Raw genomic sequence first — 22264 nt, 5'->3', positions numbered from 1 at the left:
CCGCCCAGTGGCCTTTTGCATACTCTCGTGCTTATTTAACAAATCCCAACGTCTGAGCAATCAAGTAAAGGTTCAAGATAATGAGCACCGCACTGATGAGCCACGCCAGCCACTTGACCCAGGCGTGATTGGCAAATTCGCCCATGATCTTTTTGTCGCTGGTGTAGCGCACTAACGGGATGACCGCGAACGGTAGCGCAACGCTTAGGAAAACCTGTGAGAACGTCAGCAACCCCTCAATTTTGGCCTCGTTGCCGTGATAATATATGGCGAAAATCAGCACCGGCGTGACGGACATGAGCCGCGTCAGAATCCGCTGTGCCCAAAGTGGCATTTTCAGATGGATGAAACCTTCCATAATAATCTGGCCGGCTAGCGTCCCGGTGATTGTTGAACTTTGACCGGATGCCAGCAACGCGATCGCAAACAACATGGAAAGCATCGGGCTGGCAATGGCGCCAACAATCTGGGAATTGCTTAAGGCATTGAAAAGATCTACGAAGCGGCCTAACGAGCTGTTGGTGCCAAAGAAAAGTGCCGCTCCAAGAATTAATAGTAACGAGTTGACGATAAACGCCATCGTCAGTTGCAGGTTGGAATCAATCGTTGAAAACTTAATCGCCCGTTTGACATCGTCTGGCTTGCTGCGGTCGATTTTACGCGTCTGGGAAATCGATGATCCAAGGAAAAGATCATGCGGCATGACCGTCGCACCCACAATCCCTAATGAAAGGTACAACATGGATTTATTGGTAACAATATCAGCGTGTGGCAGGTAGCCTTTTAACAATTCCGGCACGTTGGGTTGGGCCAAAATGACTTCGTAAGCGAAAACCAGCAGAATGACGAGGACTAAAGTGGCAACCACCGCTTCGATTTTTCGAAAGCCGAGGCGCATGAGTAGTAACAGGATTAAAACATCTGCTGTGGTGATGATAATGCCGACAATCAGCGGCATGTTGAAGAGCAGCTTTAACGCAATGGCTGACCCGATAATCTCGGCTACATCCGTCGCCATAATTGCTAATTCGGTAACAACCCAAAGGAATCCGCCCATGACACGGCCGGTATGCTCGCGCGTCATCTGCGCCAGGTCCTTACCGGTCACAATTCCCAGCCTTGCCGCCATTGCCTGCAGCAACATCGCGATCAAACTGGAAATCAAAATAACTGAAAGCAGTGAGTACTTGAATGAAGCCCCGCCGGCAATACTGGTAATCCAGTTACCGGGATCCATGTAACCCACGGCAACCAGAATGCCCGGTCCGGTATAAGCGGCTAGTGTCCGCCAGAAACCTGCATTGTGGGGTACCTCAACACTGCCGTTGACTTCATCCAGACTTTTACTCGGCGTATCTTCAAAATGAATGATCCGCTCACGTTTTGGGTTTTTATTTTCTTTTTCCATGATATAAAGCCCTCTTTCCATTGGTTTGAAATTTGGGTCTCGATTGAGCTATCACTCAACATCATCCGAGATAAATATACACCCTTACTAAAATAGGTCAAGAAAAAGATTAGGTTAACTTAACTTATTGGCCAAAGCCCCTATTGACGGCACTCATCGCGTGCTATAATAAAACCACACTGCAGGCTTTAAGTTTTCACTTAATCCATTTTAAGAAAGGATCCTGGTACATGGCCAATTCAACTGATGACATGTTGCATCAAGCGCAATTATTTAATGATTTCACGGCTAAACAGAAACTGATTATCATCGCCGCCATTGATGTGTTTGCCGAGAAGGGGTACGCGGCAACCAGTACGAAGGAAATCGCTGCGCGGGCCGGGGTCGCCGAAGGTAATATTTACAGTCGCTTCACCAATAAACGTGGCTTGTTGAATGCCATTATTACGCCAGTACTCGACCAGATGTTCCCGGCCGAATTGGATGACTTCATTAAGTCCCGGTTGAATCAAGATTATGTGTCATTGGAAACTTTTCTAACCGTTTTAATCAAAGATCGCCTTACTTTTTTGCAGGCGAATGCGCAAATTATCAAAATCGTGCTATCGGAATTATTGAATGACACGCAAGTTCGTGAACAGGTCATTGGCAACTTCACAGCCCAATATTGGCAGACGATGACGCATGATTTAACCGTCCTGAAACAACAGGGGGTGCTGGTCGACTGGCCGTTTGAAGATATTTTAAGAGCTATCTGGTCGACTACCAGCGGTTTGATTCTGGGATTTTTATACTTCAATCAGCCACTAGACGCCGATACCGTGAACCACAGTATTACGGCAACGATTAAGGCTTTATCGCCAAAGTAGTTGGTGGCGTGCACACATGGTGTAGCCTTCTGTTCCGGTAGTTCTGTGGGTTATGACTCTCAACGGGTGTTGGTTTGCGTATAAAATAAAACTATGTGGTTTTGCTCAGGTTCACTTTAACGCGCTCCCCGGCGCAGAAACCTGCGTGTAAGGACCTTGGTCGCAATGGCCTAAGCCCGGGCCATCACGCCCAAGGCCACTTACACTCCGGTTTCTAACCGCGCCGGCTCACGCTCATTCTTTTAGAGGAGGATTCATGACTCTCGCAATTTTTATTTTCCTACTCATTGCCGGCATCGGTGCTGGCTTGACGGCCACGTTGGCTGGACTGGCTTCGTTGGTTTCTTACCCGGCGCTGCTGGCCATTGGGGTGCCGCCGGTGATTGCCAATGTGACCAACACCGCCGCCTTAGTATTCACCGGTGTCGGCTCAGCAGTTTCATCTCTGCCTGAATTGCACGGGCGCGGCAAATTTCTGTGGCGGCTCATCCTGTTGGTTTCGCTCGGCAGTATTTTTGGCAGCGCCTTGCTGTTGATTGCTCCTGCATCGACTTTTGAAAAAATTGTCCCGTTCTTCATCATTGCTGCAGGCCTGTTACTGTTGTTCAGCGGCAAACTACCTACACAGGAACATGATCCGAATGAACCGGCGCGCCGCTTGACGTTTCGGCAAGAAGCGCTGCAGACCATCGTTATCTTCGTGACCGGTGCCTATGCCGGTTACTTCGGTGCTGCTGCCGGCGTTGTAATGTTGGCAACATTAACCTTGACCGTAGATCAACCTTTCATCGTGTCCAATTCAATGAAAAATCTGACCGGCTTTGCGGCTAATGGCATCGCCACCGTCATCTACGCTTTCACGACCAAAATCGAATGGCTCATGGTCATCCCCCTCGGCATCGGCCTTTTCATCGGCGGCTACATCGGTCCCATCATCGCCCGCCGGCTGCCAGTACAGTTATTACGCGTCATCATTGCCGTTTTGGCTTTCCTATTGGCCGCCAAGCTGTTCGCGCAAGCCTATTTCTAATGAAATTTTGGCATTATCAAACAAAAAAACTTCTCAGCGATCATGTTGCAATACGCAAATGATCGCTGAGAAGTTTTTTTCTAACGCATATCGTAAAAATGATTCAGTTATAACAACCAAACCGCTAACCCAAACAAAACCAAATGTACCAATAATCTTACCAAGTGATGGCTTACGTGCGGCTTGCCGTACATTGCTATCCCGTTGAGCCACGCCACTGCGGACAAACCCAGCAACCCGATCAGCAAAACGATGACCGCGTTGACCTTATCCGGAATCACCGCCGCTGTCAGCACCAAAACCGCAGCCAGCGCCGTTAGCTGATTGAAAAGTAGGTTACCTTGTTTAGCTTGCCATGCCTGCCAGGCGACCAGCAGCATCACAAACCCATAACCGCCAATCACGACCCGCCATGCGCTCGCCTAGCCTTCCTGCGCCTGCAAGACTTGATCCATCACATGTAAGACGCCATATTCATCATTGCTGCGGGTACGATATTTGGCATGCTGTGCCATGCCCTGCGTCGCATTCGCCATAATATAACTGTAACCAACCGTCTCTAGCATCGGAATATCATTATCATAATCACCAAACGCCATCATCTGAGCAGTCGGAATATCAAAATGCCGACTCAAAATCCGCATCCCGCGGCCCTTGTTCACGCCGAGATTTTGAATATCCAACCAAGTTTCGCCACTCACTTGAACTGTATAATCTTGGCCAAACACCGGGCGAAAATAGCGATCGGCATTCTTGCGACTATCCGCATTAGGAAAATAAATCGTGACCTTATCGACTTCTAGCGACATATCCAGCAAATTCGGCACCTTTTTGAGCTTGTGGTAAAACGGCAACAGCGCTGGTGCGTATTTGGCATCAACCGCATTGATATATGCAGCATCCAGCGCGCATAACACCGGAACGCCATCGGTTTTTTCAAGAATGAATGACACAATCTCGCGATACTTAGCTGCGGAAATCAAGCTTTTCCCGATGATATGGCCATGTGTCGCCACTAAGCCGCCATTATCGCACACCAGCGAGATTTGCTTGCTGAAGTGTGGAAAAGTTTCTTGCAGCGTATATAACGGTCGGCCACTGGCAGCGACGAATTCGATGCCGGCCTGATGAAGCCGGTGTAAGTAGCGATCAAAGTGCGGTGGCAAGACGCCTTTGCTGGTTAACAGCGTCTGGTCCATATCACTGGCAATTAATTTTACATTTTGCATCTTTTTCTCCCATAAACGAATTAGTTAGTGCGGCGCCCCTTTGGTAACCACATTTTCGATCACCTTCGCAATTTGCTCCGGCGGCTCTTGCATGCCACGCTTCAGCCACATGGTTAACACACCCACGGCCCCACTGATGAAGAACGTATAATAATAATCGAGATGATCTTTGTCGGTCTCGCCATACCAAGTTTGATAACGTGACTGCGTTTGTGCCTGAATCGGCCGCACGATTTTTTGTAAAACCGAACTATCCGGTGTGGTTAAAAGAATCGTCGCGGCTTGCGGATGTTGCATGATGACCTTGAGAATCGGCACCAACATCTTGGTCATATCGTCTATTTTAACACTGAGATAGGGTTGGATTTCGTTGAGTAAATCGGTTTCAATCTGCTCGAATAAAGCCAAGGGTGACTGAAAGTGCAAGTAAAAGGTTCCGCGATTCAGATCCGCCTGGCGACAAATCTCCGTCACGGTAACGTCATCCAGTGCCTTGGTTTCCAAAATCTGCAGTAAGGCGGCTTTAAACCGACTCACCGTATACTGAACCCGGCGATTGTCCCGTGTTCCTGACATCAACGTTCACCTCTAAACCAACATGATTTCAACAAAGTGTTCATTTAACAACAGATTTTCCGTTTCTGTGCTTGAACGAATACTTACAATCTAACATAATGTCATTCAATGAACAACGTGTTGAATTTATGGACAGTCCCTAGTCACTTGTTCAGCTCAATGCGATTGTAGGAGGTTTTTTAATATTGGCATATATCGAAGTTAAACATGAATCTAAACGTTACAAAATGGGTGAAACCACCATTACCGCCAATCAGGATATCAATTTTACCGCGGATCAGGGAAAGCTGACGGTCATCCTTGGCCCCAGTGGTGCAGGCAAGTCAACGCTGCTGAATATTTTAGGCGGGATGGATTCACCCACAGAAGGGGAAGTCTGGATTGATGGGACTGACATTGCAACGTTTTCCGACAAGCAGCTCACGGCTTTTCGGCGGCACAATGTCGGTTTTGTTTTTCAGTTTTATAACTTAATCCCGAATCTGACGACTAAAGAAAATGTGGAGCTGGCTGGTTCGATTGTGGCAGACGCATTGGATCCGACCACGGTGCTGCAGCAGGTTGGTTTAGGCGCGCGGCTGGACAATTTTCCTTCGCAACTTTCCGGCGGCGAGCAGCAGCGGGTGGCGATTGCCCGCGCTTTGGCGAAGAATCCGAAGCTGCTGCTGTGTGACGAACCGACTGGCGCGCTAGATTACAAGACCGGCAAGCAGGTGCTGCAACTATTGCAGGATGCCAGCCGCAAAGATCATAAAACCGTTTTGATCATCACCCACAACGCTGCGATTGCCAAAATGGCCGATCGGGTTATCGAAATCAATGATGCGCAGGTCCGCAACATTCATGACGAAGCCGCACCAACGCCAGTCGCAGACATTGAGTGGTAGGTGATCAGTTTGAAACCATTAACGAAAAATCTTTGGCGAAACATTCGCGATTCATTGGGCCGATTCATCGCGATCGTTATCATCATTATGCTTGGCGTTCTTTTATTTGTCGGAGTCAAAGCGACCGGGCCCGCGCTCAAGGACTCCTTGAACACGACCGTCAAAGCCGATCATCTCGCTGACAGTCAGCTCCTGGCAACCACTGGCGTCACCAACGCCCAGGTCAAGGCAGCGCAATCGGTTAGCGGCACCCAGGCAGAGGCCGTCAAGTTCAAATACGCGATTGGTGGCAAGGCCAGTGATGTCGTTGCCTTGTATGGCTACCGGAAAACGGCCACGATTAACCGTCTCCACCTGACCAGTGGCCGCTTGCCGACCCACCATAACGAAATCGTGCTCGATTCAATTGCCAAAAAAAGCGGCTACAAACTAGGACAACATTACACCTTCGCCCGCAGCAGCGGTCTCAGCCGCCGAACTTACACCATCACCGGCTTTGCGGACTCACCGGCCTACATTGAAGACACCAGCCGCGGATCAGCCAATATCGGGGATGGCACGGTACGGTATTTTGCCTATATCCCTGATCAGCAAATGAACATGCCGGTTGCCTCGCAATTAAACATCCGCTTCCCAGGTTTGCAAAAGCGCGATACGTTCAGTTCATCTTACAAAGATGCGGTTGCCGCCAAAATGAAACAAGTCAAACGCCGCGTCAAAGCCCAGGCGCAAAAAGATTTGCAAACCATGATCGAAGCCAAAATTGTGCAGGCCGCCACCAAGAAGGCCACTGCCCAGGCCACCGCAGCAGGTATGCCGGCCAGTGCCGCTGCCACCACTGCGCAGGCAGCTGTTCAAAAGCAACAAGCGACGCTGAAAAAACAAGCCGACACCCGTGCGCAGAAGCAACTGACAACCAGCCTCACTTGGCAAACGCGGAGCGACCTGCCAGGATTCGGTGACTACGGCGGATCAGCGGATCGAATTGCCGCAATTGCTAATGTGTTCCCGGTGTTCTTTTTCCTTGTGGCTGCCCTCATCACCTTTACAACCGTTAGCCGCATGGTTGAAGAAGCGCGCGCCCAAATCGGCACGTTTAAAGCACTCGGCTACAGTAAATGGGCCATTGCTCGTAATTACCTTGCTTATGCGGCGCTGGCCGGATTATTCGGTGGAGTCATCGGCGTTTTTGCCGGCAATCTCAGCATTCCGCGGATTGTCTTGAGTTTGTATAAAAACTACATCCCGCTCAAACAAATCGTGACGCTGCAATGGCCGCTCATTGCCTTGTCGATCGGGCTAGCCTTAATTGCCACGTTGGGCGCCGCCATCATCGTTGTCCGCAACGAATTGACCGAAAAACCAGCAGCCTTGATGCGTCCGCGGGCACCTAAATCTGCTAAACGCATTTTACTTGAACGGATCACCCCGTTATGGTCACGGCTTTCGTTTAATCAAAAAGTCAGCTACCGTAACCTTTTCCGGTATAAATCACGGCTCATCATGACCATTCTTGGCATTGCCGGCGGAACGGCTTTGATTCTTACTGGCTTCGGTATCAAGGATTCCATCACTGCCACGGGCACCTTGCAATACGGCGATGTGGTGCATTACCAAGCGATTGCGCGTTTGGCGGATGGCAAAACCCCTGCGGCAGCGCGTACCATCTTGAAGAAAAGCAATGCCTATCGCAGCGCCGGCGCCGTCAGCAGTGCAGTTGGTAAACTTAGCGCCAATGGCCACCAAATCAGTGACGTTAATCTTTTTGCCCCATCAAGCGGCACCACCCTCGAGCCCTACGTCAGTCTTCACTCAACCAAAACCAACCAAAAACTGACGCTGCCACACTCCGGCATCGTTATTACCAGCAAAGTGGCCAAATCTCTTAAAGTCGGGACTGGCGATCGCTTAAAAATCACCACAACGGATGGCAAGAAACATAGCTTTAAGATTAAAGGCATCGCCAAAAACTATGTCGGGCATTTTGCGTATCTCGCAAATGCCAGCTATCGGCAGCTTGCCGGTCAGCATACAACGCCCAACGCTTTGCTCGTCCGCTTACGGCCACAAACTACTAAGCAAAACGATCGGCTAGCCAAGCGTCTTCTGAACCACCACGCGATTGTCGGCATCAGCTTCACCACAACGGCGAAAAAGACGCTGAACAATATGAGCAGCATGCTCGATCCGATTGTCCTGATCTTCATTCTCTTGAGTGCCGTTTTATCCTTCGTGGTCCTGTACAACCTGAACAATATCAACGTTTCCGAACGCATTCGGGAGTTGTCCACGATCAAGGTGCTGGGGTTCTTCGATCGTGAAGTCACCATGTACATCAGTCGCGAAAGCATCGTGCAGACCATTGTCGGGATTCTATTCGGCTATGGGTTAGGTAACCTTTTAACGGCGTATATTTTGCAACAGGCAGAAACTGCCGACGTTGTTTTCCCACTGACCATCAGTCTCACCGGCTACCTCACTGCCACGCTGCTGATGATCGGGTTCACCGCCATTGTCACTTGGCTCACCCACCGGCGCCTTCAGCGGGTTGACATGGTCGAGGCCCTTAAATCCAACGAATAACTTACAATTTTGTCATGCAGTCGCAAAGCGCGGCTGCTTTTTTTCATCCAAAATTCACCAAAAGTGCCGAATAAAAACCTAAAACCACGTAAATTTGACCGCCAGATGAAGATTGAGAACAACTCCTAACAGTTCTGTAATGGTGACGTAACATTGACACGGTAAAGTAGCCTTTAGTTAATTAATTAAGGGTGAGGTCAAAATGAAATTCAATAAAGCTATGATTACATTGGTTGCCGCAGTTACCTTAGCAGGTTCTGCCAGCGCCGTAACACCGGTTTTCGCTGACACAAGTGCCAGCATCGCTTCTAACAAAAGCGAAACGAACGATTTATTAAAACAAATCGAAGCAGCCAACACTGAGGTCATCAATCTTAACAAACAGATTGACGATAAGAATTCGCAAATCAGTGATGCCACAGCCAAGATCAGTGCAACCGATGCCCAGATCAAATCATTGAGCGGCCAAATCACGGCTGCCCAAAAGAATGTGACAGCACGGAAGAACAACTTGAAAGACCAACTGATTTCCCTTCAAAAGAAGGCTGGCAGCTCGGTTAGCGGTAATGTCTACATTGACTTCGTGTTGAACTCACAAAGTCTTTCGGACTTGATCGCCCGTACCATGACCGTTGGCAAACTCAGCCAAGCCAGCAAAGAAGCCTTGGACGCTGTGACTGTTGCCAAGGATAAACTGGCAGCATTGAAGAACCAACAGGAAACGGCGCGGCAGACGCTGGTTTCAACCAAGTCATCGCTTGAAACCCAGAAGTCTCAGTTGGTTACCTTGCAAAAGACAGCTAGCGACAAGCAGGATGCCTTGAACAAGCAAATCAATGATCACCGTGACGAATTGGTTGCATTACAGAGCCAGTTCGCCCAAGAACAGGAAAAGACCGCTGCAGCAACCCAAGCTGCTTTGAAGACAGTCGCGGCCTCAACCGGTTCTGCATCAAGCAAGAGTGCCGACAGCAGCAGTTCAACGACTAAGGCTGCTTCAAGCCAAAGCACCATTTCCACAACCAGCACCTCTTCCAACAGCGGTGCCTCATCATCTGTCATCAGCAACAACACCGCTTCAGGTAGCGGCAGCCACGCTGATTACAGTTCTTCAGGCAACACTTATCCTTGGGGTCAGTGCACCTGGTATGTTAAATCTGTTGCTTCATGGGCAGGCAATGGCTGGGGCAATGGCGCTGAATGGGGCGCTTCCGCAGCAGCTGCAGGCTTCACGGTTAACCACACACCGGCAGCCGGCTCAATCATTGTCTTCGCTGCTGGCCAATCAGTTGGCGGCCAATGGACTGCTGATGGTCAATATGGTCACGTTGCTTACGTTCAATCCGTTTCCGGCGACAGCGTCACCATTTCCCAAGGCGGCATGGGCTTCAGCTCACCAACCGGCCCGAACACTCAGACCATCTCTGGAGCAAGCAGCTACACTTATATCCATCGGTAATTTTACCCACCCTTAATCACGTCTTGGGATCCTATTTTCGGATACCAACCTAAAAATACCGCGGGAACCAAAAGAAGCCTTCGAATCTATGCAAGTGCATAGGTTCGGAGGCTTCTTTTTATGCCTGCTGTAGGCATAACCGATAGCTATGTATCAGCACTTGAAGAAACTATGTCCCCTTTTTGTCCCCTTTGACTGGCAAATCTAGAAGTATCCAGAAGCAAGTTATTAAATAGTGTTGAACGGATTCACTGTGACTGATGATTTAGTGCACAAAAATAAGCCTCCCGCCATTGCTGGTAGGAGGCATTTTTGTTACCTGATATACAGGCTTTCGCCTGGATAGATCAGACGGCTGAGAGCATTTTGATTGCCTTATAAATTTCAGGGTTGCTTAGCAGAGACTGAATCCCAGCCGTAACCGTTTCTGGATCCAGTGAAACATACTTGGATTGATTAATATCAGCATCATTCTTTAACTGCTCGAGAGTCGAAGCATCAATATGGACTTCCATTTGCTACTCCAATCTGTAGCCGGTCGAGTGGTTCCCCAAACATACCAGCATACGTGTCTGTGTACTGTGGCAAACTCGTGCCATCATCACATACAACGCCGAGCCAGCCAGCCCGTTGTGTCGTCTGACTGCGATAATACGCTTGCTGGTACGACTCACCAGCAGGAGTAAGAAAGATGATCTGGACTCCGTCAATCGCTTCACCAGCAATACCGGCACAGCCGTTGACCGTATCGTTGCGATCGCCTTTTGTGACCCAATCTAGCCAACCACTTTTAACTGTGTGAACTCGATACTTAACACTACCATGATCAACGCGAATGTACAGCAGATCATGCTGGTGATTAGGCATACCAGCAAAACCGTTATCACCAGAGCCGAAGTTGGTCACCTCATCCAGCCAACTGCCACCGAGCAAATGCAGAGCGTAGGTTACGTTGACATTGCCAGCTGCAATTGCTTGTGGCCGCAAGCTTTCTGCCGCTGGTGCACTCGGGGACGGATTGACAGTAGTTGTGCCATTAGCCAGATCTGCCGCCAATTTCTCCTTCGTAATACCCCATCGAGCCAGATACCCATATGGATCAGTATGATCACCCCAAATATGCTGCGTTACCCACAAATGAGACTTGATGCCAGGCGTTCCAGCACCGCCAGCATCCAAACTAGTCGGAATGCCATATTGAGCAGCCATATCACGTGCAAGCTCAATATAAACGGCATAATCCTTCTTGAAAGTTTCGGGATCACTCGTGTGGCCCAATTCAATTTGGACCGGGCTGTTAGCATTTGCCACTGTCCCAGCGCCCCACTGAACATAGCCGGGTTCACCAACTTGATAAACCTGACCGCCATCACCAACAACAAATGCCGTGTAGGCAATTTCAGCAGCAATATTGTTTTTGAAGTACGCAGCATTTGCACGCGCGCCAGATTCAGCACCAACATCATGTAGGATAATGTAAAGTCGATTAGCTACTTGCGAGGAACCTTCGTTGGCACCCAAAGCAAACTCTTTGTTGATAGTATAACTCATCTTATTTTGCCTCCTCGTTTGGTTTGACAATTTGATAAACACCAACGGACGCGAGACCTGACAGCATTCCTGCCAATGCATATGCGCCAAGCAAAGTAAGATGGCCAAAAGCTACTGCCCAAAGGCAGGCCAGTAAAATACCCGTCCCAATGGATAGAACGGGCAACAGCTTTCCTTCAGCCGGTGTATATCGTTTGAAGATTTCAGTGAATCCGGTGGTGATTGGCGCAATAACCGCCGCAATTGCCAATACTTGTAATAGTTCATTTTGCATGTTGTAGTGCCTCCAATTCTTCATTTAAATGCGTATTTTCTTTTCTCAACTGTGAATTTTCTTGACGAAGCCTGTCGTTGTCCTTGCTCACTTTATCCAACAAATTCATTATTTCGTCGTGATTGGTTTTGCGTCGACTCTCTCGAAGACTTAGATAGGCAACCAGTGCAGATAGAATACCAGCGATATACGGCGCATATGCCATAAGGTATTTATCAATCATCTCTAGTATCACTCCTCCGTGCCACGATCAGCACGATGGATGTAATAATCAGGTTGCTGATCCAGCTTGTATATATCCCAGTAGCAACCCATGTGAGAAACTGCAGGACGGTCAAAAAAGCCATTAAAAAGCTTGTCACGGACAGCAATACCTGATTCTTTTTTGCTGACTGTGTTTCCCATAGCACCCAACCCCCCATCCCGAGTCCATCAATGACAAACAAAAACCCCACAATGTCATCGTTTAACCAGTCTGAGTAATGTGGGGGCCAGATGAAATAATGGTCATTGATGATTAGATACAAGCCAATGGCAATCATGCCAATGGCGAGTGCTGTGTGTGTCGGGTGATCTCTGATTTTATTTAGCATTGTCATCACTTCCTTCCACAAAAATAGCCGCTAGCTTTTGCTGGCGACATAGTCACTGCCTGTGATTTGCTTGTATTGATCTGGGGTGATCATTATCGGTACATAAGGCGTTAAATCAATCCCCCAACTGTAAAGTAGTGCACACTGATCATAGTTAGTCATGACTTCGCCGCCTTTAGCTTAGCTACTTCAAGAGTAAGCGCGGCAATCATCTGCTGTTCTGGTGACGGATCAGGTGCAGGTCTGTCAGCGTCTGGATCATAACCAGAATCAGGAACGACTTGACCGTCAACAATGCTGGCGTGGTTCTCATACAAGCCAATGGCATCGGCAACTTCAATAACTTCAAATCCTTCATCAGTTGGTCCTACTGATCTGCTTTCATCAGCGTTTGCCCAATTAAGCAGACGCTTATTGGTGTCCGTCCACACTTTGATTTTCATAATAATCAACTCCCTAGTTAAGCAAAAAACGAGTCCCCCGTTGGATAATCGTCCTGAGTTAGATACGACACCGAGCCACCATAACTACCAGAAGCTTTGGAAATGTTGCTATACCAGCCGACCGTTCCTCCACTTGGCGTGCTTGAATACATAGCTGTAGATTGTCCCGGATCTGAAAAGCTCAAGCAGCTTGCAACAATCTTGTTTGTCAAATAAGGCTTGTAACCGGGTCTAATATCTGCGAGCCTCAAGAAATTGTACTGATTAGCTATTGTGTGAATTTGAAAGTTGGCGGTCACCAAATTTCCACGTCGCGTGTAGTAAATATATGCCCAATCAATATCAATGTTGCTTAGCGCGGTTGTATTGACGTAGAAAAATGTCACGTTGTCTGCCGAAGTGAATTCAGATTGAATATATTTTTTTGTAGCGGCACTGGGGTCACTGATCAGCGTTTGCAACTGAAGTGCACCACGTTGGAGTGCAACTGACGACATGTTTCCCTTTTGATCAGGAGTAGTGATGTAGTTGAACATTCCATTTGGGCTCAAAAGAGATTTGTAGTATTGACCATTGGGATTGCCATTATTGTCTTCGATGTTTCCCAGTATACTTAGATTCGCATTTTTTAGTTCAAGATTGCCAGAACTCTTGGCGCCGTCAATCTGAACATGGTTGAAGGGCGAATTAATGTCAGGCGAATTGATGTTTGATGTGTCAATCTCAATCGATTGTAGCTTTTTGATGCTAAGCACTGCCTGCTGAATGCTCTGGTCAGCCCAAGTTGACCCATCGTAGTATTGCAAAGCTGTGGCATCGTTAAGTGTTGTCCCATGCCACCACAAATCGCCTTTCTTGGGACTAGCGGGCGTACCAAGCTGAATGTACGTGTATGGCACATCTTTGCTTCCGGGATCGCCTTTAGGGCCAGGTTCTCCAGTATCACCTTTGAACAATGCCCATGAGTATTTGGCCGGGTCTGTGCTACCAGCTTGGGTCTGGTCAGCATATATGCCAAGATACATTTTCCCATTACCATTAGTAGTCGAGAAGTCCGTTTTGCCATCAATGCTGTTAGCGTATGCAACGTGAGTATAGCTTCCTTTGCCGTCACCGCCTTGTGGCCCTTGAATCAATGCCCACTTGCCGGCGTAATCAGCGGGGTCATCACTTGGTACGGACGACTTGTTGCTATAGACCACTGCCATGTATTTCTTGTTGACTGGGAATGCCGACATGTTAGTGCCCTGATTGTCATCGGCATAACGAACCCACGGATAGTATTGAATTGTCTTGGGCATGTTGGCCATCTGGTTGGCAAGATCGCTGAGCCGTTCGTCAAAGCTGACGGTCTCGTGCGCGAACTCACCCAGAGTCAACTGGACTGAATGGTTAGCACGGCTCCGCTGAATGCTCAACACTTTGGCAGACAGGAATAGCTGTTGATTCTCATCGGCAATGTGGACGGTTTGATTAAGCGGTACGTATGGCGAATTAACCAAATCAATGTCGTACGTTTCGTTTGGGTGGTTATACTTTTTCAAGTCTGCCAAAGCCGCTTGCAAAAGTTCCGCCTGCGATTTTGAATCAAACGTTTTAACCCGATTCCAGTCAGACTGTGTTGGGTTAGGGTTGCTGTTGCTTAACAAACGTGAATATTTCTGCACAGCAATGGTATCGTGCAAGAACCCGTACTGATCAAGCACAAACTGTCCCGTTGGATCAGTCCATTTGTAGCCGATCAAGTTGATTGGGTCCTGATTAGTTGATCCATTCGTACTTTCTGGCACCGCTCCATAAGCCTTGATAGATGTTTCCATGTCATAGGTATCGAGATGCGTGACGATATTGTTGATGTCCTTATTCATTTCAAAGGAAATCAAGCTGTCACCGGCCGTTTCATGCCGAATGTTAATGACATGCTTAACCAAATTCGTTCCAACAAACTCAAAGCCAAAACTAAGCACTGCATCAAAATCTTTTGCCACGGAAATAATGCGAGCCAACGATGATTCTTCACTAGTCCACTCGAGTGTTCGAACATTGTCAGGAAATTCGTTGATGCCAATCTCCCAGCCAGAATCATTTGTAAACCTTGTGATGTATTCAGCAATCGTATATGGTTTGTCGGCCTTGAAGGCGCCAACGGTTTCGTTAATTAAATCATTACCAGCATCGCTGGCAACAATTGAGTGAATGTGGCCTAGTGAATCATGGTCAACCGATTCAATCACCATTTGGTGAGCGTTGCCTTCTTCATCTTGATACATGATGAAGTTGGTTGCTTTAGCCATCTCATTGACTGCTTGTTCCTGATCAGTTGTGAAGTGAATATCAAGAGAAAGCTCGACCGCAGGACGATTGTCAACACTTTGTGTTTCTATATCGTTGTCAATTCGCCATTCGCCTTTGCCATCAGTCGACCCAACACCCAAAATATTGAATTTTCGATCTGCAAAATAATACTCCATTTATAGCCAAGCCTCCCTTATCTCGATCTCACACGCAAATGGCTGTGCCCAGCTCGAAGGCGTGATAGCAATCTCAGTATCACCGGGCGGCAGTTTGAACTGCTCCCATTGATTACCGAACGTGTGAAGAGTGCGGTTCTCAGACCCATTCAAATAGGTCTTAGCATTGGCAACATCGATGGTCAGTACATCGCCATTTGAAAACCGATTCTTGATGTCTGTCCACCAATTTACGTGTTGCCAGTCAAATTGAACCGCAATCAGTTTCATCGCAGCTTGTCCCCATGTGTTGTTGCGTTCAAACCAAACGGAAAATGCTTCAACGTTCTCACTGATCATGTCTGGACGAGTCAAAGGTGGCAAAGAGACGGTCATTTCACGACCACTTTTGCCATTCCATGGAGAGACTTCAAAATTAATGCTCGAGCCGAATTTGTTCAATCTAGCTTGCATTAACTTATCATTTGTGAATTTCGATCGATCAAGTGACATGGTTCCCACTTGCTGGTCTTTAACATAACAATCGACCTGAATCTCGTCTTTGACAGCATTGTTGTCTGTGATCACCATTTGATACTGAACTTTGCCACCGGCCTCAAGTGTTAGCTCCATACGGCCCAATTGGGACACTGTTGTCTCAAAGTGGATCATCATGGCCAAAGTGAAGTTGTTGTTGCGCGTATTTTGGCTTGTGGCGGTAATTGGTATCTTGGCAGCCGGGCCATTCCAATAAGTCCCAGTTGAAGCATATGCAGGTTCCATATGCGGCCCGTTGTAGCTGTCACTGGCATAATTGATTGATCCAGTCTGCTTGTTTGGTTTGCTTGAATCACCGCCCCAATTCGGATTGTTAGTGGCTGATTGATTGTATATCGTGCCGGATATTGGTGCTGAGAAATCTCCGTTTAGCCCTTTCTCCGATACGTCGGTAGTATATCCATCAATTTCTTGCGTGCCGAATTGGAGAATGCCCGGGCGATCATTAACAAGCCCAACCATGCCATTATCAGCGTGCATAGTGGCCGTAATAACTGGCTCAACAGGATAAGTACCGCCATTGTGTACCGTAATGGTGTTGGTATAGTATTCAGGATCCGCTGGGTTAGGCGACCAAGGAGAAGCAGTTGGCCCCATATCAGCCTTAACGTGTCTAAAAGAAAGCGTAGATGTTGGGCAAAAAGCATCTACAGAAAAGTTGGGAATGCCGGCATCAAGATGAACCGAATTGATGACCCGTGTGAAACATAGCCTGATATATTCATCAGAATTTACTTGTTGAGTTGGACTATCGTCTTCCCAACCATTAGCATTAAAATACCCGAAACCAATACTTCCTTGGCCTTTAACGTCCACTGAAATAGTGACTGTTGCTCCGGAAGCAAGCCAGCTTGAATCGTTCGGATCAACAACAGTCTGAATAACTGACTTGCTCGTATTAGTTGCCGTTGTAATCCCATCCTGAGTCGTTGTCGTACCATCAGGACTCCATACGACAGGATTCCAATCATCCCCAGTGTTGTGCAGCTTATTCACTGGCACGTCCTTGTATGGCATGTTGTCAAACGTCTTCGTGGCTACCGAGTGGGCAATGCCATCGGGAACCAGAAAATTAATAGTACCAGTGCCAAGAAAATAAGCTCGGTCCATATCAATCTTACCGTCAACTTTTGCATACCAAAATTCATCAGGGCGATCATCAATGATTAGCTTCTGAACATCAGTGCTATAAAGTAGTGGCGCTAACTGCCGTTCAAATTCACGACGAGATAGCGCCACAAAATCATAAGTTACTGGAATGATTCTAGACTTAAGACGACTATTGATAAGCATCTCACCATCGCTAATTCCAACAGAATGGGAAGTGTTTTCAATCTCTGATGTAATTCCCCTAGCAGCACTAAACTGCAGAACGGAACTCCCAATCTTACGTCCTCCAAATATCAAGTTCGCCAATTAATAAACACCCCTTCCATGTCTTTCTCTGATTGTGTTTTGCTTATCCAGCTCATTAATTGTTGGGTACAACCATTTGCCGATTTCGCGGTTATTTTCAAGCACTACTTTGCCTTCAGTACGTTGTGTATGATTAATCTGATAAATTGTTAATTCGATCAGTCTTGCTAGCAAATCCTCAGCACGACTATTGCTACCACTATAAATGCTGGTAACAAAGGTTTGCGGATTCAATTGGTTTATTCTATTAGCAGCACCTCCGAAGTCTGTGGTACCACCAGCAAAACGTGGAATGTTCATTCGACGAGCCTTATCAGCAGGAATAACCATTGAGTGACGAGCAAGCGGAAAAACAACATTTCGTTCTTTGAACATAAACATGTTGCCATTAGGAGTGATAATAGGCTCTTGATAGTTAGATCCGGGGGCATCGTTCACCATCGCCAGTGAACTCGTTCGAAGATCATTAGTTCCGTGCTGCAAGTGAAGAAGCTTCCGAATACTGTCCGAAATATTAGCCACAAAATTGAAAGTCTTCGTGATGACTTCATTCCCACCAAATGCGCTAACTGCACGTTTGGCGGCACTTGCGGGTCCTGTCGTATTATCATGGCCTTTGAAATATTTATCTCCCGGATTTGTTCCATTAAAACTTCCGATACTGTTTTTACCAGATCCGGCAGCCCCCACAACGCTTGAAGCATTACCCATGAAGTAACGCATTGATGGGTTAGTTCCATTGAAACTGTTGACTTCGCCCTTACCTTTTTCAGCATGTGCCGTCACGTTTGAGGAATCCCCAGTAAAGTAACGTGCCAACGGATTAGTCATGTTAAAGGTATTGACCTCACTCTTACCGTGTTCAGCATGTTGAGTGACATTTGAAGAATCGCCAGTGAATTGCTTCATCCCCGGCTTGTAAGAATCATAGGAGATTAGATCTCCTTTCGCTTGCGAAGTCTTCGTCAGTAAATCATTGACGTTAGCCGTCAACTCTTTCGGTCTCGGGTGTTTGGCCTCGTATGCATCTACATCAATGCCTGCCTCAACTAGTTTGGCGCGGGCATCAGCATTATTTACCAATAATTCTTTGGTCTTTGACGGTAATTGATTCCACAAACCAAACTTGGCCACAGCGTCAGCAAGCTGTTCCTTGCCTTTGGCCTGAATCAGTGCCGTCTTAGCCTCGACTGACAACCTGTTCCAAGACTGTGCTTCAATCATGCCTTGAATCAAGGTGGCTGTTGCTTTATCTTGCACAATCATCTGCATCTGCTTAGGTGTCAGTTGGTTCCAACCGTTAACTTCATCAATTGCCGTGACTAGAGATGAATAATCACCCTTAACCACCGCCTGCATTTGCTGCGGAGTAATCTTGTTCCACAGGGCCAACTGGTCAAGCATGTCAGCGAGTTTACCCTCGCCCACGGCTTTTAGCGTTGTGTACTGATCTTTGGGATCGATTGACTGCCACACGCCTAGGTTGAATAAGACGTCCTTGAGTTCGTCTTTACCCTTGGCATTGATCAACGCAGTTTGTTGTTTAAGTGTCAAACCCTGCCACTTGCCAGACTGCGTCAAGATATCAATGAGTGGCAAAGTAGCCTTGTCATGAACGATCGCTTGCTGTTCTTTGAGACTCAATTCATTCCAGTAACCCATTTGAACTAGTGCGTTGACAAGCGGTGTGTAATCTCCACTGACGATGGCTTGTTGTTCTTTTGGCGTGAACTTATTCCATGAAACAAACTCGGTTATGATGTTAGCTAAGTCTTTTTGACCGGATGCCCTCACTAGAGCTGTCTTCTCTTGAACGGTCAGCGAATTCCACTTGTCGGTGGAGGCCATCGCCTCGACAATCATTTGCTTTGCATTTGAGCTAATCTTGGCATTCTTTAGGTCAAATTTAAGACGTTTCCAACCATCTTCCGTGCTTGCGGTATCCTTTAGAACTTGTGGCAGATTGGTGACAACTTTACCAGTTTTAGGATCTAGTACAAGGTTGTTCCAATCGTTACCAGCCTTCTGGACACTCTTGCTCATATTGGAATTAACGGCGGCCGCAAATTGCTTACTATCTTTTACACCCTTACTCATTGCCTCTGAATAAGCGCTCATTGCTTTTTTAGCTTGAGACGCCGTCGCACCAAACTCTGTTTGAAGTTGTTCTTGAATCGTCTTGTTGGATAGTCCTTGCGCTTTCATTGCTTGGATCGCACCCGCATAAATCACGCTCATGTTGCTTTGATGATCTTTTTCCAGCTTTTCAAGATCTTTATTCTTTTGAGCCGTACTCAACTCAGCAGAGTTTTTAACGGCAGCATAATGTTTGCCATAAGTATCAGTTTCGTCAGCAAATGCCTGTTGCATCTGGCTGTACTGTTCCTTAGCCGCTGCTTGACTCATCCGAATCTTTTCGCCATTAATAGCTTTTAAGACATTCGCTTGTTGGGTACCAGAAATTCTAAGCGTCTTAACGGCCTCGGCTGCACTGCTCTTGCGCAAATTATCCAGAATCTGAATTTGATCTCGAGTAAATTCGACATGTTCTTTGCTGGCAGATTCAGTAATTGACTTAGCTTGTTTGGCATTAGCCTCAATTTGCTTGATGCGTGCATCGTCGGCCTTCTTAATTTCTGCTGCGTCTTTACGAATCTGATCAGCAGTCGATCCACCGACTTGCTTCGCCAACTTGTCGAGTGCGGTTTGGGTATTTTTGGACGATTCTTTAGCGGCCTTCGTAATATCATCAAAACCGTTGGCAATCGTTTTGGCATTTTCTTTGACAGTGTGGTTAGTGTCAGCGAAAGCACCACTGATCTTGCCAGAAGCGTCTCGCATCTTAGTTGCGGACCTATCTGCTGCTTCGCCAATATCAGTACCCCATCGTGAAGTTCTGTCAGCAGACTCAAGAGCCTTTTTGCCCCACAATTCCCAGATGGCTACACCGGCACCGACGACTGCTGTCACACCTAAAACAACTGGGACGATTGGCCCCAATGCCGCTAGCAAACCTGTTCCGCTCGCTGCGGCTCCGCCCATGGCCGCTCCCATTCCAGAAGCACCATCTGCTGCCGCAGCCGCTGCAGGTGCAACCTTCAGTGCTTCAAAAGCTGTCTTACTAAACCCAGACTTGAGCACATCCATTGCAGTCCCGCCAATTTTTGCGGCTGCGGATGCTCGCCCAATGCCTCCCGTAACAGAAGCAAATACAGTGGCACCGCCTTTAAGGATGTTGAACATCCCGCCAAGAGAAGAACTGATAGGACCAATGACTGCTGCAAACAGTGCAAACTTAACGATTGACTGCTGAGTACCTGAGTCTAGCCTTCCGAACGCTTGCACCATTTGCGTTGCGGTTTTAATCATCGGTGTCAAAGCAGGTAGTAAGTTCTGGCCAATTTCGATGCCAAGGACTTGAATCGAGCTTTTGAGCTTGTTGAAGTTCGCAGCAGCGGTATTACCCATGGCATCAGATACTTTTTTAGTTGCCCCAGCAGCACTAGCAGTTTTATTAGTCAAATCAACCAGTGCAGAGCTACCTTGGTTCATTAATGCAAGCATAGCACGTCCGCCACGCTCACCAAATGCAGCATTAACTGCGGCAACCTTTTGAGCGTCAGACATACCTTTGGTTTTTTGTGTGACCTGATCGATGACTTCCGGCAGGCCAATCGTGCCTTTTTTGAAAGCTGCCACATTTACGCCGAGAGCAGACATAGGCGAATCGGCCTTTTCGGATGCACCAGCAAGCTTTTGCAACATCGCATTGAATGCTGTACCTGCCATTGATCCTTGCAGGCCTGCGTTCGATAGTAGGCCAATCGCTGCCACCGTTTCATTTAGCGAGATACCCGCCGCATTTGCTGATTGTCCAGTGTACTGCATGGCCTCGCCCATATCACCAAAGCCAGACTTGGTGGCATTAGCTGCATAAGTCATGGCATCGGTTACTTTTGACACATTACCCGCCTTGACATTGAACTGTGTCATCGTTGAGGTGACGACATCCATTGTGGTGTTGAAATCATCGCCAGAAGCGCGTGATGCGTCCAAGATTGCAGGCATCATTTTCATTGACTGATTAGCATCATAACCAGCACGAACTAAATCGGCCAATCCTTGGTTAATCTGAGTAGTCGAAATACCATATTGAACTGACCACTTTTTAGAAGCATCAGCCATTTGGTTAAGCTGCGCTTTGAACTTGCCAGTGACGGCTGCGCCATTTGTTAGCAGCGGGCCAATAGCATCAATCTGACTGTTGAAATCAATGGCTGATTTTGCAGCTGCTGCAAAGCCAACAGCTAATGGTGCAGTGACAGTTGCCGTCATCTTAGAGCCAAAACCTGTAAGCTTAGACCCGATTTTTCCTGTAGCAGTAGCAAATTTAGAGGCGCCGTTTGATACTTTAGTCCAGCTATCGCTTTGCAGCGCAATCTCTTTGCGTAAGGCCGCCATTCGATTTTCATTTTGAGCAGCCGCGGCAGCAGTCCGATTATACTGTGATGCAGCATTAGCTTGCAGCTTTGTAGCACGATTAATTTCTTCCTGCGATGCAGTCTCACTTTTATTAAGTTTTTCAACCGCTTTCGAATTTTCATCATACTGTTCTCGCTGTTTCTGAAGCTGAGCTTGGTAGTTCTTTGACTGGCGGCTCAATGTGTCATAGGTTGAACGCATGTTGTTGATAGACTTTTCAGAGCCCTTAAACGCAGCATCTTGAGCCCGCAACTCAGCGGCAGTTGCTTTAATTGAAGAGTTCAAAACTCGCTGGCTCACTTGAAACGGATCAATGTTCAAGCTTACGGTGGCCGCAATTTGTCCGAGATTTCCTAACATGTTTTACCTCCTTTCATAGAACTAGAAAAGGAACGGAAAGGCCTTGTCGATCGTGGTCTCCCGTTCCTCGTAAATCTGGTTAAGTTTTTCAATATC

General features: G+C 47.5%; 19 protein-coding genes. 5 read left to right on the top strand and 14 right to left on the bottom strand.

Going from position 1 to position 22264, the window contains the following annotated elements; translation table 11 throughout:
- Positions 1-31: 31 nt before the first annotated feature.
- Positions 32-1408 (bottom strand): Nramp family divalent metal transporter, encoded by a 1377-nt coding sequence (locus tag LACZS1_RS00535; protein WP_010490225.1) that lies wholly within the window; start codon positions 1406-1408, stop codon positions 32-34.
- 230 nt (positions 1409-1638) lie between these two features.
- Between LACZS1_RS00535 and LACZS1_RS00530 the strand changes: the two genes are divergently transcribed.
- Together LACZS1_RS00530 and LACZS1_RS00525 are read left to right on the top strand one after the other, a co-directional pair.
- Positions 1639-2277: a TetR/AcrR family transcriptional regulator gene (locus LACZS1_RS00530; protein WP_047106717.1), complete on the top strand. Its 639-nt coding sequence runs from the start codon at positions 1639-1641 to the stop codon at positions 2275-2277.
- A gap of 256 nt (positions 2278-2533) precedes the next feature.
- The gene (locus LACZS1_RS00525; protein ID WP_047106718.1) at positions 2534-3307 is read left to right on the top strand and encodes a sulfite exporter TauE/SafE family protein; all 774 of its coding nucleotides are present in this window, start codon (positions 2534-2536) and stop codon (positions 3305-3307) included.
- A gap of 107 nt (positions 3308-3414) precedes the next feature.
- Here LACZS1_RS00525 and LACZS1_RS00520 read toward each other — a convergent pair whose 3' ends face one another.
- From LACZS1_RS00520 to LACZS1_RS00510, 3 genes are read right to left on the bottom strand one after another with little or no spacing between them, the layout of a single operon-like run.
- On the bottom strand, positions 3415-3687 hold the full coding sequence (locus LACZS1_RS00520; protein WP_070651082.1) for a hypothetical protein: 273 nt from the start codon (positions 3685-3687) through the stop codon (positions 3415-3417).
- 42 nt (positions 3688-3729) lie between these two features.
- Positions 3730-4536: a Cof-type HAD-IIB family hydrolase gene (locus LACZS1_RS00515; protein ID WP_070650988.1), complete on the bottom strand. Its 807-nt coding sequence runs from the start codon at positions 4534-4536 to the stop codon at positions 3730-3732.
- A 24-nt stretch (positions 4537-4560) separates the two neighbouring features.
- Entirely contained in the window at positions 4561-5112 is a 552-nt protein-coding gene (locus LACZS1_RS00510; RefSeq protein ID WP_010490234.1) for a TetR/AcrR family transcriptional regulator, read from the bottom strand.
- Positions 5113-5297: 185 nt separating this feature from the next.
- Here LACZS1_RS00510 and LACZS1_RS00505 point away from each other — a divergent pair, with 185 nt between their 5' ends.
- From LACZS1_RS00505 to LACZS1_RS00495, 3 genes are all read left to right on the top strand, one after another.
- Positions 5298-5999, top strand: a complete 702-nt coding sequence (locus tag LACZS1_RS00505; protein ID WP_010490236.1) for an ABC transporter ATP-binding protein — start codon at positions 5298-5300, stop codon at positions 5997-5999.
- 9 nt (positions 6000-6008) lie between these two features.
- A complete protein-coding gene (locus LACZS1_RS00500) occupies positions 6009-8582 on the top strand; it encodes an ABC transporter permease (RefSeq protein WP_070651083.1) in 2574 nt (857 codons plus the stop codon).
- 202 nt (positions 8583-8784) lie between these two features.
- Positions 8785-10041, top strand: coding sequence for a cell wall hydrolase P40 (locus LACZS1_RS00495; protein ID WP_070650991.1), 1257 nt, complete (start codon positions 8785-8787; stop codon positions 10039-10041).
- A gap of 347 nt (positions 10042-10388) precedes the next feature.
- Here the strand turns inward: LACZS1_RS00495 and LACZS1_RS00490 are convergent, their stop codons facing one another.
- Genes LACZS1_RS00490 through LACZS1_RS00445 form a run of 10 tightly spaced genes read right to left on the bottom strand, consistent with a single transcriptional unit; the run spans position 10389 to position 22168 of the window.
- Positions 10389-10556 carry a hypothetical protein gene (locus LACZS1_RS00490; RefSeq protein ID WP_172493399.1) on the bottom strand — a complete coding sequence of 56 codons (168 nt, stop codon included), beginning with the start codon at positions 10554-10556 and terminating at the stop codon, positions 10389-10391.
- A complete protein-coding gene (locus tag LACZS1_RS00485) occupies positions 10540-11592 on the bottom strand; it encodes a peptidoglycan recognition protein family protein (protein ID WP_093997694.1) in 1053 nt (350 codons plus the stop codon). Before LACZS1_RS00485 ends, LACZS1_RS00490 begins: the two co-directional genes overlap by 17 nt.
- Before the next feature lies 1 nt (position 11593).
- Positions 11594-11866 carry a holin gene (locus LACZS1_RS00480; RefSeq protein ID WP_093997695.1) on the bottom strand — a complete coding sequence of 91 codons (273 nt, stop codon included), beginning with the start codon at positions 11864-11866 and terminating at the stop codon, positions 11594-11596.
- Complete coding sequence (locus LACZS1_RS00475; protein WP_093997696.1) at positions 11856-12089, bottom strand: hypothetical protein; 234 nt, start codon at positions 12087-12089, stop codon at positions 11856-11858. The genes LACZS1_RS00480 and LACZS1_RS00475 overlap by 11 nt, the downstream gene beginning before the upstream one ends.
- Positions 12082-12459 carry a hypothetical protein gene (locus LACZS1_RS00470; protein WP_093997697.1) on the bottom strand — a complete coding sequence of 126 codons (378 nt, stop codon included), beginning with the start codon at positions 12457-12459 and terminating at the stop codon, positions 12082-12084. Before LACZS1_RS00470 ends, LACZS1_RS00475 begins: the two co-directional genes overlap by 8 nt.
- Positions 12460-12489: 30 nt before the next feature.
- Entirely contained in the window at positions 12490-12621 is a 132-nt protein-coding gene (locus LACZS1_RS00465) for an XkdX family protein (protein ID WP_093997698.1), read from the bottom strand.
- Positions 12618-12902 carry a hypothetical protein gene (locus LACZS1_RS00460; protein WP_093997699.1) on the bottom strand — a complete coding sequence of 95 codons (285 nt, stop codon included), beginning with the start codon at positions 12900-12902 and terminating at the stop codon, positions 12618-12620. Before LACZS1_RS00460 ends, LACZS1_RS00465 begins: the two co-directional genes overlap by 4 nt.
- Before the next feature lie 17 nt (positions 12903-12919).
- Positions 12920-15373: a phage tail protein gene (locus tag LACZS1_RS00455; protein ID WP_093997700.1), complete on the bottom strand. Its 2454-nt coding sequence runs from the start codon at positions 15371-15373 to the stop codon at positions 12920-12922.
- The gene (locus tag LACZS1_RS00450; RefSeq protein ID WP_093997701.1) at positions 15374-17326 is read right to left on the bottom strand and encodes a distal tail protein Dit; all 1953 of its coding nucleotides are present in this window, start codon (positions 17324-17326) and stop codon (positions 15374-15376) included. It lies immediately after the preceding gene.
- Entirely contained in the window at positions 17327-22168 is a 4842-nt protein-coding gene (locus LACZS1_RS00445; protein ID WP_093997702.1) for a phage tail tape measure protein, read from the bottom strand.
- Positions 22169-22264 lie beyond the last annotated feature (96 nt).

Source organism: Lacticaseibacillus zeae subsp. silagei (genome assembly GCF_030770335.1).
Lineage (GTDB): Bacteria > Bacillota > Bacilli > Lactobacillales > Lactobacillaceae > Lacticaseibacillus > Lacticaseibacillus zeae.
The sequence above is the reverse complement of the archived record's forward strand: the minus strand, read 5'-3'. Positions and strand labels throughout refer to the sequence as shown.

What these genes read in the sequence shown, in the direction of transcription:
- LACZS1_RS00525 (WP_047106718.1), top strand. Translation starts at nt 2,534, where the DNA reads ATGACTCTCGCAATTTTTATTTTCCTACTCATTGCCGGCATCGGTGCT.
- LACZS1_RS00455 (WP_093997700.1), bottom strand. Translation starts at nt 15,373, where the DNA reads ATGGAGTATTATTTTGCAGATCGAAAATTCAATATTTTGGGTGTTGGG.
- LACZS1_RS00445 (WP_093997702.1), bottom strand. Translation starts at nt 22,168, where the DNA reads ATGTTAGGAAATCTCGGACAAATTGCGGCCACCGTAAGCTTGAACATT.
- LACZS1_RS00460 (WP_093997699.1), bottom strand. Translation starts at nt 12,902, where the DNA reads ATGAAAATCAAAGTGTGGACGGACACCAATAAGCGTCTGCTTAATTGG.
- LACZS1_RS00475 (WP_093997696.1), bottom strand. Translation starts at nt 12,089, where the DNA reads ATGATTGATAAATACCTTATGGCATATGCGCCGTATATCGCTGGTATT.
- LACZS1_RS00515 (WP_070650988.1), bottom strand. Translation starts at nt 4,536, where the DNA reads ATGCAAAATGTAAAATTAATTGCCAGTGATATGGACCAGACGCTGTTA.
- LACZS1_RS00530 (WP_047106717.1), top strand. Translation starts at nt 1,639, where the DNA reads ATGGCCAATTCAACTGATGACATGTTGCATCAAGCGCAATTATTTAAT.
- LACZS1_RS00480 (WP_093997695.1), bottom strand. Translation starts at nt 11,866, where the DNA reads ATGCAAAATGAACTATTACAAGTATTGGCAATTGCGGCGGTTATTGCG.
- LACZS1_RS00520 (WP_070651082.1), bottom strand. Translation starts at nt 3,687, where the DNA reads ATGCTGCTGGTCGCCTGGCAGGCATGGCAAGCTAAACAAGGTAACCTA.
- LACZS1_RS00485 (WP_093997694.1), bottom strand. Translation starts at nt 11,592, where the DNA reads ATGAGTTATACTATCAACAAAGAGTTTGCTTTGGGTGCCAACGAAGGT.
- LACZS1_RS00465 (WP_093997698.1), bottom strand. Translation starts at nt 12,621, where the DNA reads ATGACTAACTATGATCAGTGTGCACTACTTTACAGTTGGGGGATTGAT.
- LACZS1_RS00510 (WP_010490234.1), bottom strand. Translation starts at nt 5,112, where the DNA reads ATGTCAGGAACACGGGACAATCGCCGGGTTCAGTATACGGTGAGTCGG.
- LACZS1_RS00495 (WP_070650991.1), top strand. Translation starts at nt 8,785, where the DNA reads ATGAAATTCAATAAAGCTATGATTACATTGGTTGCCGCAGTTACCTTA.
- LACZS1_RS00470 (WP_093997697.1), bottom strand. Translation starts at nt 12,459, where the DNA reads ATGCTAAATAAAATCAGAGATCACCCGACACACACAGCACTCGCCATT.
- LACZS1_RS00490 (WP_172493399.1), bottom strand. Translation starts at nt 10,556, where the DNA reads ATGGAAGTCCATATTGATGCTTCGACTCTCGAGCAGTTAAAGAATGAT.
- LACZS1_RS00535 (WP_010490225.1), bottom strand. Translation starts at nt 1,408, where the DNA reads ATGGAAAAAGAAAATAAAAACCCAAAACGTGAGCGGATCATTCATTTT.